The sequence below is a fragment of the Massilia oculi genome (genome assembly GCF_017582745.1).
GTDB classification, from domain to species: domain Bacteria; phylum Pseudomonadota; class Gammaproteobacteria; order Burkholderiales; family Burkholderiaceae_D; genus Telluria; species Telluria oculi_A.
Genome location: NZ_JAFVIM010000036.1, coordinates 22,321 through 35,463, shown reverse-complemented (window position 1 = coordinate 35,463; position 13,143 = coordinate 22,321). Strand labels below are relative to the sequence as shown.

The window sequence follows — 13,143 nt, the reverse complement described above, 5'->3', positions numbered from 1 at the left end:
GGCGACACGGACCAGGAGCCGGAGAAAAACAGTGAAACGGGGCAGCGCCGGGCAGCTGCTGAAGTGGAAATGGACACAGCTTAAACTAACCGGCTGAGTGTCTTGACTGATGGGTCCACTTTACCCTTCATCACGTGATCCAAGAGAGTCTGTGGTAGGTCAACATGCTTAACGACTTCGGCGACTAATTCATCAAACGTCTTACACTCCACAACAGCAACATCGACGCCGGCTAAATGAGCATTCTCGAGAAATTCGGTAACGGCGGGCAGGAGCCGGGATGCAGACGATGTAACCCAATACAGACCATTTGGAAAAGGCGCAGTCTCTCGCAGGACAGAACTCAGCGCCTCCATGATCGAAGCGTCCCGACCACTGTAGCCGACGAACAGCATGCCGAAACGCTTGCTTGCCTCGACGAGAACATGCCTCATGCGTTCGTCCTGTTGCTCCAGTTCAGAATGGGTGTTCTTGATGGCGATGGATTGATAGTCGCCATGGAGCTTTGCAACCAAGGGCCAATCCGATTCGTTCAGACATCGCATCGCGCGATCACCCGAGTCAATGGCCGCAACAGTCGGTCTCCTCTGGTCCACTACGGGCAAGAGCGAATTGGCCGAAAGCACTGATTCCTCAACCAGCGGATCGAAGTTTGTCGTGAACACGCAGTCGACCTTACTCGCTGCCATAAGGCAGCCCAATACCCGGTGCCCGAAGCATGGAGTGCCTTTCGAAATCGCGTCGTCGATGAACTGGCGCCGGTGCCTCGCATTAGGGTAGACCGCCTCGAACGCGGCGGCGTATTCGGTAGGATCGCCGTCCGGTGGAAGGATCGACGTCCGCCGGAAGTATTCGTCTATCCGGTCGATCCAGACCTGATCGCCAGTATCGATTTCGCGTTTTGAGAGGTTGTTTTCCCTGCAGAAGATTTGCGCCTTGAAGTCCCGGATCATGTTGTAGCCAGTGGGAATTCCGGAAGCGGCTGAGGCGCCGGCGCTAAGAAACCAAGCCACCAGATTGGGCCTTAGAGCTAAGGCCGTAGAAAACTGTGCTGCCGAGATAGTTGAATATGAACTAGACACTGCGGGCTTTTTCTTTCTTCCTATCATCTGACCTAATGTCCAGGCACAAATGCGATTTTTTGATATTTACTGTTAGCTACAGAGTATCACTGTTGCCGAAATAAAAAAATCACGCATTGTCACCGCATCCACATTGGTAGCACGTAGCCTAGGGAAGCGCTCATTTAGTCACCGATCGATCGCGGCTTGTGTCCGAGCTGCCACAATACCGTCTTGATTCCTGCCGAGCCACCATGAGGCAAACCACGTTCTCTGACGCCGAATTCACCAAAAAAAAGAAGCAGACTTGACACGATCGGTCTCTGGCCGAGATCGAGGCTGTGACGCCGTGGCACGCGTTGATTGCTGACTTTTTGCCGTACTACCCTCACGGGGATGAACGCGGGCGGCCACCAGTCGATCTGGAGCGAATGCTGCGCATATACTTCGCGCAGCAATGGTTTAGCCTGTTGGACGAAGGTATCGAGGACGCGATCTATGACAGCCAGGCCATTCGCCGATTTGTCGGCATCGACCTGACGCACGAGTCGGCGCCCGACGCTACGACGCTGCTCAAGTTCCGCCGCCTGCTCGAGAAGTACAGTCTGACACGCAGGATCTTCGACGAAATCTACGGGCTTTGACCCGCGAAGGCTTGATGATGCGCAAGGGGAAAATCGTCGACACGACCTTGGTCGCGGCGCCGCCGTCGACCAAGAACTGAATCGCCCCAGCTTTCGTGGAGGCCGGTTCGTATGAGTCAGGCCGGGATAGCCTGACTGCTCAACAATGACTAAGATAAATCAAGGACTTAGCTAAGAACCGCATTCCTCATTCGAAGAGGCCGAAGTAACTCCGCAAATTTATACCGAATTTGGTGCGCTAGTTAAACTTCGTTAAGGCTGTTCAGCATACGACACCACACTTGTAGAATCGATAATAATTCTCTTTAATTGCTCGGGCAGCGACAATCTCGTACACCAATCCGAGGACCGCTGTCGGTCAAAAGCGGGCGCTCAATTTTCGCCTTCCCCTACATCACTCAGTTGAGACACGACACCTATGAATCTAGAATATGACTCGTTATTTGGCGGAATTGCTGGAGTACGGCTTGGTGTAGAGAGGTTCGAACTTGGTTATGGTGTCATTTTGAGCCGAACCTCCGCGAAATTTATCGCTCCTTTTTTATTGAAATTTCCCCCGAGTGCACGTGATAGCTTTGGAAAATTGAGTGCCGTGAGCGATGGAATTAGCCTCGATGTTGAACTGGAACTTTTCATCCCCTCGTCTTTTCGAATAGAGGGCTTCTTTGATCGTCTTAATACGCTTTGGTGGCTTACTGCGCTAATGCGGCTGCGCGGCGCTAGTAGGGCACAATTACCAGTGATATCAGATCGACCGTTCTCTGATATCGAAAAAAACTGGAGTGAGGCCAAAGCGCTGCCGGCCGAAGTAGTCCCACGACAACTCTCAGGAGCGAAAAACCTTGATGAGCTCTCTATTGAGGATCTTCAATGGCTAAAGAAAGTTTGGCTGTCGGGCAATAAGCTGATGAGAAATCATAGTGCGTTCAATGACGCCTTCCAAGCCTTGGATGCAGCGAGTGCGATGCCGACTAGAGCTGTTGCCACGTTAGCTATTTGGGGCGCATTTGAACATCTGTTCTCTCCAGGAAAACAAGAGTTACGCTTTCGCGTGTCCGCGAATATAGCCACATTCTTAGAAACTGCGGGAAGCGAGCGACTAAAGCTACACAAAAAAATAATAAAACTCTATGACGTTCGGTCGTCTGTCGCGCATGGCGTAAAAATTCCTTCTGCAGATGATTGGCATGAAACGTTGTCTTTAGCGCACCGAGTCCTCACAAAGATGTTAGAAATGAATCGGGTACCAACGATTTCAGACCTTGAGCTTGCTCTATTTTCTCCTAACGCAGACTTATCGGTGCACTAACCACTCTCCCTTAACGTCTCCTTTAAATAATATCCGGCCCTTCGTGACAGAATGGGATTTTTCGCCTCCCACGGACTGCCATGATGAGCTGAGCGCTTGGGGCTGCCAACTCCGACATTACTCAATTTTTCCTTTTAAGTCCGGCGAGCATCATAAATAGCGGATTATAAATATTAAGCGAAATGTATAAAGTGTATTTTACCGCCAGTGCTCTAGTATGCAGTATTTTTAGCTCTGTGGCGTCTTCACAGAAGAACACAAAGAAACGCTCAGTTTAGCAGGTGTGCGCCGTGAGTAAGGGAACGGCTGTGGCGTGGTGGCGGAAGTTTACCCCCGTTCACATTTGATCGCTTCCTGTGCTACGCGATCAGACAAAGTCATCAGAATTCTTGAGTAAATAACACGGTCAATTGTGGGGGTGTGCAATAAAATTATCGACGATATCTGCCAGATCGAGATGGCTGTCATATGCAGCGGATCGACAAGGCCGCCGTTGCTTCGGCCGACCAACACCAAGGGCTCTCTTGCTTCGCACGCGCCAAGTAAAGTCCAATTTGGTCGGTGTCCACTATGTACGTGCTGAGAAGCCCATTTGTATCGCGGCCTCCAATGGTCCATTCCAACTGCTTCTTCAATGCGGAAGAACGTTGGATTCCCAGGTAGGACAGGTTTTGCCCAGTCCCACGGCCCATCCATTTCCTCGCCTACACTTTCGGCGGCGATTTTACACCGCTCGTTAAACTCCTGAAGTTCCGTGTCGGAGAATGGTTTAAGGTTCGCTCTCTTCGCGTACTTATTATGCTGCCTAGCAGCAGCTCGTGCCTGGAAATCAAAGTGTGCTAAATACCGTAGCGAGATCATGTCATTATTCGCAGAAAGGAAAATCGCGGTTACAGTTAGTTCATGTAGTGAGCGCCATCTGCTTAGCGCCGCGTCGGGAAAACCGCCTTTCAAAAGATGGACCAATTCGCGTCCGACAAGTATCGCTTTGGGGAAGATTTGGCTCAAGGCTTCAAACCGATAATCGTTATTGGCTACGGCCAACTCGCGACCCTCCATATCACAGGCTTCACCTAACTCTTCAGCGATAGATAGCATCGTCTCTAGAAGATCAAATGCTTGCCGCCATCGCTTAAAATTCCGCCTTTCAAAACCTCGGTCGGCAACCCTATGTTCGCACAGCATATGCGGTGCCCGGTCAAGAAATGCTTTGAGAAATTCGTCCGACAGATGATCGAGTATAGCTGGGTCCATAGCCCCTTCGACATCTGCCTCAGCTATCTCAGCTACCGTTTCTTCCGAACTAATTTTTGCACTTAACGAGGCTCGCAAATTCTCGAACAAGGCATCTTGGATTTTCGAAAGAAACGGGTCTTTACCTTCGGGAGTCGCTTTCTCCATTTATCCTAGAATCCATTTTTAAAGGTTCATTGTCCGAGGATCATTGGGGTCGTAGCAGACGCACATCCGGTGATAGCTAGCTACTTGCGTTTCCCAGACAAATCCTCGCTCTATGCTCGGGCATCGTGACGCTTCGAACGCCTGACAAAACCTGTTACTCGCTCTGTTAGCCACGCGCGGTGATTGGAGCTCCGCTGACATATCGCAGAATCACTCCGATCGCCGTACCCACGGCGACAGCATACGCCACGTGGTCAACCCGATCATTGAAAATACGGATCAGCACCGAAAGGTAATTACTTTATTATGCTTTTTCCCGTGTGCCCACGCTGGCCGGATCGGGACGCCGTTGGCGCCGGTTTTCTCTACCAACTCGCGCCATTGAAAGGGACTCGCTCGGGGCGCCTGGCAGCTCCACCTTAAACGGAACCTTCTGAGAAATCAAATGGGCTTCGACAGCAGGCCATTCCAAGTCGGGCAAGAGGCATTCGAAGACTTGCGGCATCTGTGGCGTAAGCCCACCTGCGCCGATCACCTCGTTACGTTGGAGCTCAACGGCGACATTGAGCGGGAGCTCTAAGGCTATAAGTGACATGATTTCCTCCTCGCCGGCACGGCTAGCTTCGGGCCTTACCCTGCGTTGCTTATTCAGTCTCGCGCGGACGAACACAGGGCTGCGTCTGCCGCAATTCTAATACGGCTTCACAACTTGGCACTTCATCGCTTACAGTTCGAAGTCGCTTGTCTGCATCCAGGTCATCACCGCGATAATTGTGCTGCAGAAAGACCAGCGCGGCGAGTGCATCTAGGTAAGCATCGCGTGATTTTGTCCGGGCGGTCCACGCTCCATATCCCAAGGTCTGCTGCGCGCGCCACAAAGCGCTCTGGCGGCCCCTGAGTTCCCTCAAATGGTATAGCCTCTGTCTATCAAGACACTAAGTAGATTATCCAACCTGCAGTTTGTCCATTTAACGTCGATATAACTTCGAATTAACGTCCACGAGACGCTCAACAACAGACAATGTCGCCATCATTCATTTAGTGAGGGCCATAATATGGTCAATGTTGACAAAAACATCAACCAGCATAACGCCGGCTGGTTGTTCGAAAATATTAGCGACAATTTTGATGAACACATTAAGAAATCTATTCCGTTATATGATCAAGGGCATGAACTAATCTGTCACTACAGCGATTTTTTTCTCAAACCCGATAGTGTCGTTTACGATATCGGATGTTCCACTGGACAGTTTCTGGCAAGATTGGCCCGACACCATGAGCACAAGCCCAACTTGCAGATGATAGGGGTCGATACCGTCCAGGACATGATCGATTTTGCATCGCGTCTTCCTGTCGATGACCCGCGCCTTTCGTTCGTGGTTGGGAATGCCCTCGATTTCGACATGAAGAAAACCGATATGGTGGTCGCCAACTATACAATACAGTTTCTCCCTCCACGTGTTAGGCAAAATCTTCTGAATGCCATTTATCAATCGCTGAATTGGGGGGGGGGCGCCTTTTTCATGTTCGAGAAAGTGCGTGCGCCAGACAGCCGATTTCAGGATTACGCAAACCAAGTGTACACTGAATTCAAATTGAAACACGGTTTCAGCGAGGCTGAGATCATCGGCAAGGCACGCAGCATCAAATGCGTGATGGAGCCTTTTTCCACACAGGGAAACATCGACATGCTGAAACGGGCTGGATTCTCCGACATCGTTAGCATTCAGAAATATGTTTGTTTTGAAGGATTTCTCGCCGTTAAGTAAGTTTTAAAAAAATTCAGAACTCATTCATTAGGGCGTCTCCATGCTTCAAAATCTAGGCAGCTACTTTTTCCGTTATCGCAATATTATTGGACCATCAATATTCCTGATCGCGATTTTTTTTGGCAAGTCGTCCTACCCATTGAATCGACCGAAATTAAACGCTTTACTCGATCTCGCAGGCATCTTCGTTGCCTTGCTCGGGCAAGGACTCAGGATTATTACAATTGGATACGAATACATCGAGCGGGGCGGAAGAGATCGCAAGGTCTATGCCAGCAAGCTAGTTACTGGAGGTGTATTCAGCCATTGCCGAAACCCCCTTTATGTGGGAAACATCTTACTCGCCGTTGGACTGGCACTTGTTATTCACTCCACGTTGTTTTATCTGACGGTGCTTCCTTTTGTGTTGATCGCTTATATTTCAATCGTCTCTGCCGAAGAAAAATTTTTGTCCGAAAAATTCGGGAACGAGTACGTCCAATATTGCCGAAGCGTGAATCGTTGGCTCCCAAAGTGGCACGACTGGAGGCACACGATGTCGAAGCTGACATTTAATTGGACCCGGGTGATCGTCAAGGAATACAACACCATGTTCGTGGTCGTGCTCGCCTTGGCACTCGGGGTATTCTGGTCGAGCTACCAAGTCCAGGGCATTAGTGTCGTGCCAGACAGCACCATCCTCATCACCGCTTTCACAATTTGGCTGGGCTCGTACATTCTGGTACGTCATCTCAAAAAGTCTGGAAGGCTCGCCGCCTGATCGGTGTCGCCAACGATGGCAACCTCGTCGGGCTGACGAACACTCGAGGTTGCCACGCACTCCTTAGGCCCTCTCCTTCCATAGCATTGCCGGGCGCTAGACTCGGCCTAAAGACAGTGCAACGATTTTAGTGTAGCTCCTCGATTGAGCAGTGACCTGCAAAGAGGGGGATTTACAGAGAGCTTGTTACGGTAGCGCGCGTCCGAACCAGTGCGGATTGTCACCTCACTATGCTCACTACACCTGCATGTTCATGATGTCGGTGTAAGCGGAAACGACCTTGTTGCGCACCTGCAGCGTTGCCTGAAAAGCGATACTTGATTTCTGCATGGCCACCATGGTGTCCGCCAGGCTAACCGAGTTGTCACCCGCAGTGAACCGCTGCCCCATGGCACGCGCTTCCGCAGAGCGATCGCTTACCGCCTGAAGCGTATTATGCAATGTCTGGGCAAAATCAACCTTGGCTACCGGCTTGCCATCGACTGCGGTCGATGCGGGCACCGGGTCCGGGCTATTGGCCGGCTTGGCCGCCGCTGACTTCAGTTGCTCCATCATGGCCTGGATGCGGCTGCTGTCAATACTACCGATATTCATAGGCTCTCCTGCGCATATCATCCGACGATTTTGCGGATATCACGTCGCCGTGCTGCCCGCCTGATTTCTGCGATATCTTAGAAAACAACTTGTTAAACGTACGTTAAATACGAGGCCACTACACACATCAGTGTCCAGGGGAGCAGGCCTCCATAGCTGGTCTGCCGATTTGTACACGCAATACGAGAGGAAGAGCGCCAGTAGCGGGACTATCCAGCATTGCGCAGCCGCCGCTCAATTATTTTCCGCTCTGGCCTGCAATGCAGGAAAACCCACGACAAATCTGCTGCCGCCATTCACGCGATCCTGATAGCTGAACGACGCTCCCAGGTAATCGCAGATCCGGGCCACGAGAGACAATCCGAGACCTGTTCCGGCCGAACCGCTCGACGGCGCGGCCCGATCACCATGTCCCAGGGTTACACGCACAGCATCGGGTAATCCCGGGCCGGTATCTTCCACGCTCAGGAGCCCATCCTCGATCATTACGGTCACACTACCCTGTTCGGTGTACTGGCAAGCGTTGCGTATCAGGTTACCCACCAAGCAGGCACAGAGCTCAGGGGGCGCACGTACTGGCAATGGCGCATCGCCCAGGCACAGCAAGATCACTGGCTTGCCCGCCATCATGGGTTGGTAGCGCTCCACTTCGCGCCATGCCAGGTCGCGAAGCGACACTGGCGCCAATCGGTCCGCGTAGGGCTCGCGCGCCAGCAGCAGGAGAACATCGATACATTCGGCAGCCTCGCGCGCGGCCTTGGCAATGCGCTGAGCGGCGGCGTGCAGCGCCGCGGTCATTGGCTCGGCGAGAAGTATCTCGGCTGCCCCTGCGATGACCATGAGCGGGGTCCGCAACTCGTGACTAACGTCGCCGGTGAAAAAACGCTCGCGGTCCAGTACCCGCTTCATGTCGGTCGTATGGCTATCGAGAGCACGGGCAAGGAAGCCCAGTTCGTCCTCGCGGCCGGTCTCAGGTAGGGGCGTTGCCCCGGCATCAACCGCAGCTGCTAGTGCGCTGATCGGCGCCACCACACGACGCCCCACTACTGCACCCAGCATGGCTGCCAGCAGGACGAACACCGCGAACGAAGCTGCAAACATCGCGTACACGACCAGCTCGACCTTCTCGTAGTCGCTCTCGTGGTCAACCACCACGTAGGGCCCGCGGGCATCGGCTCCGGACAGCACGTGCACACCGTCGCGGCCAAGGTCAGGGTCGGATACGCCCGCCGGCAGGCCGCGCAACGCAGGCGGGATGTCGGAGCCGCGATGAAAGCGAAGGCCGGCCGGCAGGTCGACCTCAAGTCCGGCCGCATCGCGCGGCAACGCCCACTTGGCGACTTCGGCCAGCCGGTCATCGACCAGCGAGGCCTCGATGCCTTCCACTGCGATGGCGGCCAGCATGGCCACCAGGATCGACAGCACGACGCCGAACAGGACGAATACGGCGACGATGCGCCGTCTGAGCGAGCTGGCCTCAGGCATCGGGCAGCACCAGGCGAAATCCGACTCCGGTCACCGTCAAGACCATCGGAGCGGAAAAGGGCTTGTCGAGCGACTGGCGCAGCGCGTGGATATGGGTGCGCAGCGCATCGCTGTCCGGACGGTCCTCGCCCCACACCGCATGCTCGAGGACCGCGCGCGGGACGATGCGTGGCGCCGCCTCCATCAGCACCTGCAGCAGGATGTAGCCGGTCCGAGTCAGGGCAACCCGACGACCTTCGCGGTGAGCACTCTGCAAGTCCGGGTCGAACACCAGCTCGCCGAAGCGCAGCGTGCGATCGGGAACATGGCGGCCCGCAGCACGCCGGGCCAGCGCCCGCAGCCGCATGTCGAGCTCGGCCAGCGAGAAAGGTTTGACTAGATAGTCGTCGGCGCCGCTGTTGAAGCCGGCCGCCTTGTCTTCCAGGCTGTCGCGCGCCGTGAGCATGAGCACCGGGGTATCGAGCCGGAATTCCGCGCGCATCTTCTGGCAAAGCTCGAGTCCGCTCAGGCCGGGTAACATCAAGTCCAGAACGACTGCGTCGTAGGCGTTTTCCGAGATCAGGGCCAGTCCGCCGTAGCCGTTGCGGGCCGAGTCCACGACGTAGCCCCTGGGCTCCAGATAGCCGTACAAGTTGGCAAGAATGTCGGGATTGTCTTCGATGATCAGGATGCGCATGGCTGGGACGTGCCGCCATCGGCACGATAGTAAAAATGAGACATCGTATTTCCTTGTAAGGGTTGCTTGGATGCCTGCACGTCAGTCGAGCAGGCTGCCGGCCTGCAGTAGATGCCGGCCTAGCAGGCCGAATAGCATCGCCAGCAGCAGGCCGATGCCGATCACTGCGTCGGCCTGCCAGGCACCTGCGCCGAGCGCGGCAGCGACGCACAGTGTCACCATGCCCGGCGCCAGCATCTGCGCCGACGCGGGCGGCGCCACGGCCGGGTGGTCGACGCCACCGTCCCCTCGCCGGCGCTGCGGGAGCAGGCCGTGCAGCAGCGCCGCCAGCAGGCTGGACAGCACCGCCGGGACCATCGACAGTGGCGAGAACGCCTGCACATGGGTCAGTGCGTGGATCGCGGCACCGATCAGGAATGGCGCCGGGGCCAGCAGCGCGACTGCCAGCGCGATGCGCAGGGCTGGGCGCAGGCGCGGGCCGTGCAGCAACAGCAGGGCAAGCTGATACAAGGCAGCCGCGGCGAGGGTGATACTTTCCAGCAGGCTGGCGCTGGCGGCAGCCACCAGTACCGCCAACACGCCGGCGCCAGTGGCGGCGCGCGCTAGCGCGCGGCCGGACGGATCAGGTATAGGCGTCATGAATGAACCTCCTGGAACGCGCAGCGTTAGCCCCCGCGTTCCTGTCATGTCGGGCACAATGGCCCATGTTTTGCTGTCGATCGTGTCGTGGCACAACGCGCGAGCGCGCGCCGGTCATCTGGAACGACTGGAGTGCATGCCGGACGGCCGCCGGGCAGCGCGTGGCGCTACCGGTCAGACTGGAGAATCGCGGCTGTCGTTGGGCTCAGGCGATAGAGCGCCACTGGGGACGCTCGGGAGGGGCGAGTACGCGAGAAGAGAAGGAAGGTTCTTGGTTGGCCGGGCGAGCGCCGACGCGCGCGGCGCGCCAGACGGATTCGCCGACCGCGACCGGCACGGAAACCGCGTGGCTACAGGAGGCGCAGTGTGAATGGGCGCCGCTCGCCTTCTTGGATGCGGCTGGATGGTCCAGGTCCGCCGAGGCCAGTGGATCGTGTACCTCGGACTTGTGCTGGTGGTGGCCAAAATGCTCGGCCGCCCGCCCGGTCTCGTGCATGCAATAGGCGCTGACCACGCTCCAGCTGAACTGCAGCGCGAGCGTCACTATCAACAACTGGAAGAGCCGGCGGGTCATGCGCGTCAGTATATCACCGGCGTGCGGCGCAGAACACCGCCGATCGCACTCAGCTGCTGCGGATGCACGGGCGGAAAATATCGAGGCGCGGATTAGCGATCGCGGTATTGATGTCCAGCATTCCTAGCACCGAGTGGAACAGGTTGTCATGCGAGAAAGACTGCTCGCGGCGTGCTGCCAGGCAAGTGCGGTCGATACGGAAGCGCGTGCTGAACGCATCCGACATCCACAGCATCATCGGCACCCGGGTCTGTTCAGCAGGCGCAAACAAGTAGGGCGCGCCGTGCAGGTACAGGTTGCGTTCCCCGAGCGACTCGCCGTGGTCCGACACATACAGCAAGGCGGTGTCTGCGCCCCCCTCCTGCGAGGCGCGGCGCAGCATGCCGATCGCCCGGCTCAGGACATGGTCGGTGTACAGGATCGTGTTGTCGTAGGCAGCGACGATTTCTTCGCGCCGGCATTTCTGGAATTCGGTGGTCTCGCATACCGGCCCGAAGCGGGCGAAGCCGACCGGATATCGGCGCGCATATGCCGGCCCATGGCTCCCCTTCTGGTGCAGCACGACCACCAGGTCGCGCTGCGGTTGGCGCAGCATCTCCGGCAAACCTTCCAGCAGGCGCTCGTCGTAGCATTCGGCGGCGTTGCAATGCGAGGCGCCCGGTTGCGGGATCGACAAGTCGACCACCTCGATCCGGTCGCAGACGCCCTTGCAGCCCGAGTTGTTGTTGCGCCATACCACTCGTAGGCCTGCGTGGGACAGCACGTCAAGCAGGCCTTCGCGGCTGCGCGCCGTCGCGCTGTCGTATTCCTCGCGACCCATGCCCGAAAACATGCAGGGCAGCGAGACCGCGGTGGCGGTGCCGCACGACTGCACATTGGTGAAATTGATCAGGCCGGGCTCACGCGCCAGCAGCGGATTCGTCTCGCGCGCGTAGCCATTGAGCGAGAAACTGGCGGCGCGCGCCGTTTCGCCGACCACGAGCACGACGACCGTCGGCCGCGCCTGGCCGTTCCAAGTCCGGCCTTTGACCGCGTCGCGCCCGAGCGCGGCCACGGCTACTGGCGTGCGCAGCCGGCTGCGCATGTGCCCCTGCAGCGCATGCACCAGGTTCATCGGCGTCAGCTGGTAGCGCAGTTCGCGGTGTTCGCGGAATGCGGGCGCTAGCGACTTGAAGGACAGCAGCAGGACCACGGCCGCGAGCAGCAGCGCCCCGCCCGCCACCCCGACACGCGTCGCCAGTCCTCGGAGGCCGACAGGATAGTCGATGCGGGCGCGCGCCACCAGCAACGCCGGGAACAGGCCGGTCAGCCCGAGGTAGATGCCCATCTGCCAGTTGACCAGCTCAGCGGCTTCGCGGACGTCCGTCTCGAGCACGTTCTGGACCATCGTGCGGTCGATCACGATGCCGTACTGGTACATGAAATAACCGATCGCGGACGACGCCAGGATGCCGGCCACGAGCACCGGCTTGTAGACCCAGCGGAAGCTGGCCAGCGCCAGCAGCGCCACGAAAAACAGCATCAGCACCAACAGCGCCGCCGCCAGCAGCGGCAGGCGCGCGGGCTCCAGGCCGCCGACGGCATCGACCAGGTCGATCCAGAATCCTGCATTGAAGGCGAGCGCGAACACCACGGCCGCGCCCAGCGAATATGTGAAGGCGCCGATGCGCCGCTTGGCTGTGATTTCCACCCGTTCCATTCCTCGAACCGCGGCCGGGAGTCGGCGCGCTGTGCGAGAGAATAGACAGCCGGTGCTCAGGCGGATGTCAGGCGGACGTTAAGTTTCCGCTAAACGCCGCGCGTCAGACCGCCCATAGGCCCATGAACAGTGGGGCGAGCAGCATCCCCCAGGTGAGCGCTGCGATGGCGATCGCCAGCAGTACGGCGGCGCTCCCCAAGTCCTTGGCACGCCCGGACAAGGGGTGGTGGGCGAGCGAGATCCGGTCGACCACCGCCTCGATCGCTGAATTCAACAGTTCCACCACCAGCACCAGCAACAGCACAACAACCAGAGCCAGCTTTTCCAGCCGCGCGACGGGCAGGAACAGGGCCAGCAGCATGCCGGGCGCCACTACCAGCAGTTCCTGGCGAAAAGCATGTTCGAACGCCCAGGCCGCCCTCAATCCCTTGACGGAGTAGCCGAATGCGGCTCCAACGCGGCGCAGGCCGCCGACGCTCTTGTATTCACTGACGATGTCTTCTTTCACTTTTCAAATCCGCCGCTCAAATCA

At 57.1% G+C, this 13,143-nt stretch carries 12 protein-coding genes and 1 pseudogene; 4 read left to right on the top strand and 9 right to left on the bottom strand.

Annotation, left to right across the window (positions count from 1 at the left end; translation table 11 throughout):
• Positions 1-80 precede the first annotated feature (80 nt).
• Complete coding sequence (locus tag J3U95_RS26305; protein ID WP_208281517.1) at positions 81-953, bottom strand: SIR2 family protein; 873 nt, start codon at positions 951-953, stop codon at positions 81-83.
• Between the two features lie 362 nt (positions 954-1,315).
• Between J3U95_RS26305 and J3U95_RS28480 the strand changes: the two are divergent.
• Both J3U95_RS28480 and J3U95_RS26295 read left to right on the top strand, forming a co-directional pair.
• A pseudogene (locus J3U95_RS28480) lies at positions 1,316-1,782 on the top strand (transposase); the annotation flags it as partial.
• A 341-nt stretch (positions 1,783-2,123) separates the two neighbouring features.
• On the top strand, positions 2,124-3,014 hold the full coding sequence (locus J3U95_RS26295) for a HEPN domain-containing protein (protein WP_208281515.1): 891 nt from the start codon (positions 2,124-2,126) through the stop codon (positions 3,012-3,014).
• Positions 3,015-3,341: 327 nt separating this feature from the next.
• Here J3U95_RS26295 and J3U95_RS26290 read toward each other — a convergent pair whose 3' ends face one another.
• On the bottom strand, positions 3,342-4,415 hold the full coding sequence (locus J3U95_RS26290; RefSeq protein ID WP_208281514.1) for a DUF5677 domain-containing protein: 1,074 nt from the start codon (positions 4,413-4,415) through the stop codon (positions 3,342-3,344).
• A 1,055-nt stretch (positions 4,416-5,470) separates the two neighbouring features.
• On the opposite strand from J3U95_RS26290, the gene J3U95_RS26285 reads away from it, so the two are divergent.
• Both J3U95_RS26285 and J3U95_RS26280 read left to right on the top strand, forming a co-directional pair.
• Positions 5,471-6,184, top strand: coding sequence for a methyltransferase domain-containing protein (locus J3U95_RS26285; protein WP_208281513.1), 714 nt, complete (start codon positions 5,471-5,473; stop codon positions 6,182-6,184).
• A 40-nt stretch (positions 6,185-6,224) separates the two neighbouring features.
• Positions 6,225-6,944, top strand: a complete 720-nt coding sequence (locus J3U95_RS26280; RefSeq protein ID WP_208281512.1) for a methyltransferase family protein — start codon at positions 6,225-6,227, stop codon at positions 6,942-6,944.
• A 237-nt stretch (positions 6,945-7,181) separates the two neighbouring features.
• Here the strand turns inward: J3U95_RS26280 and fliE are convergent, their stop codons facing one another.
• The 7 genes from fliE to J3U95_RS26245 all read right to left on the bottom strand — a co-directional run bounded on the left by fliE (position 7,182) and on the right by J3U95_RS26245 (position 13,119).
• Positions 7,182-7,538: a flagellar hook-basal body complex protein FliE gene (gene fliE, locus J3U95_RS26275; RefSeq protein ID WP_208281511.1), complete on the bottom strand. Its 357-nt coding sequence runs from the start codon at positions 7,536-7,538 to the stop codon at positions 7,182-7,184.
• A gap of 234 nt (positions 7,539-7,772) precedes the next feature.
• On the bottom strand, positions 7,773-9,023 hold the full coding sequence (locus J3U95_RS26270; RefSeq protein WP_208281510.1) for a sensor histidine kinase: 1,251 nt from the start codon (positions 9,021-9,023) through the stop codon (positions 7,773-7,775).
• Positions 9,016-9,699: a response regulator transcription factor gene (locus J3U95_RS26265; RefSeq protein ID WP_071362228.1), complete on the bottom strand. Its 684-nt coding sequence runs from the start codon at positions 9,697-9,699 to the stop codon at positions 9,016-9,018. The genes J3U95_RS26270 and J3U95_RS26265 overlap by 8 nt, the downstream gene beginning before the upstream one ends.
• An 81-nt stretch (positions 9,700-9,780) precedes the next feature.
• Positions 9,781-10,338, bottom strand: coding sequence for a hypothetical protein (locus J3U95_RS26260; protein ID WP_208281509.1), 558 nt, complete (start codon positions 10,336-10,338; stop codon positions 9,781-9,783).
• Positions 10,339-10,543: 205 nt separating this feature from the next.
• Positions 10,544-10,912: a hypothetical protein gene (locus J3U95_RS26255; RefSeq protein ID WP_208281508.1), complete on the bottom strand. Its 369-nt coding sequence runs from the start codon at positions 10,910-10,912 to the stop codon at positions 10,544-10,546.
• A 49-nt stretch (positions 10,913-10,961) separates the two neighbouring features.
• Entirely contained in the window at positions 10,962-12,611 is a 1,650-nt protein-coding gene (locus J3U95_RS26250; protein ID WP_208281507.1) for a phosphoethanolamine transferase, read from the bottom strand.
• 103 nt (positions 12,612-12,714) lie between these two features.
• Positions 12,715-13,119 (bottom strand): diacylglycerol kinase, encoded by a 405-nt coding sequence (locus J3U95_RS26245; protein ID WP_208281506.1) that lies wholly within the window; start codon positions 13,117-13,119, stop codon positions 12,715-12,717.
• Positions 13,120-13,143 lie beyond the last annotated feature (24 nt).

What these genes read in the sequence shown, in the direction of transcription:
- J3U95_RS26295 (WP_208281515.1), top strand. Translation starts at nt 2,124, where the DNA reads ATGAATCTAGAATATGACTCGTTATTTGGCGGAATTGCTGGAGTACGG.
- J3U95_RS26305 (WP_208281517.1), bottom strand. Translation starts at nt 953, where the DNA reads ATGATCCGGGACTTCAAGGCGCAAATCTTCTGCAGGGAAAACAACCTC.
- J3U95_RS26265 (WP_071362228.1), bottom strand. Translation starts at nt 9,699, where the DNA reads ATGCGCATCCTGATCATCGAAGACAATCCCGACATTCTTGCCAACTTG.
- J3U95_RS26285 (WP_208281513.1), top strand. Translation starts at nt 5,471, where the DNA reads ATGGTCAATGTTGACAAAAACATCAACCAGCATAACGCCGGCTGGTTG.
- fliE (WP_208281511.1), bottom strand. Translation starts at nt 7,538, where the DNA reads ATGAATATCGGTAGTATTGACAGCAGCCGCATCCAGGCCATGATGGAG.
- J3U95_RS26260 (WP_208281509.1), bottom strand. Translation starts at nt 10,338, where the DNA reads ATGACGCCTATACCTGATCCGTCCGGCCGCGCGCTAGCGCGCGCCGCC.
- J3U95_RS26255 (WP_208281508.1), bottom strand. Translation starts at nt 10,912, where the DNA reads ATGACCCGCCGGCTCTTCCAGTTGTTGATAGTGACGCTCGCGCTGCAG.
- J3U95_RS26270 (WP_208281510.1), bottom strand. Translation starts at nt 9,023, where the DNA reads ATGCCTGAGGCCAGCTCGCTCAGACGGCGCATCGTCGCCGTATTCGTC.
- J3U95_RS26250 (WP_208281507.1), bottom strand. Translation starts at nt 12,611, where the DNA reads ATGGAACGGGTGGAAATCACAGCCAAGCGGCGCATCGGCGCCTTCACA.
- J3U95_RS26290 (WP_208281514.1), bottom strand. Translation starts at nt 4,415, where the DNA reads ATGGAGAAAGCGACTCCCGAAGGTAAAGACCCGTTTCTTTCGAAAATC.
- J3U95_RS26280 (WP_208281512.1), top strand. Translation starts at nt 6,225, where the DNA reads ATGCTTCAAAATCTAGGCAGCTACTTTTTCCGTTATCGCAATATTATT.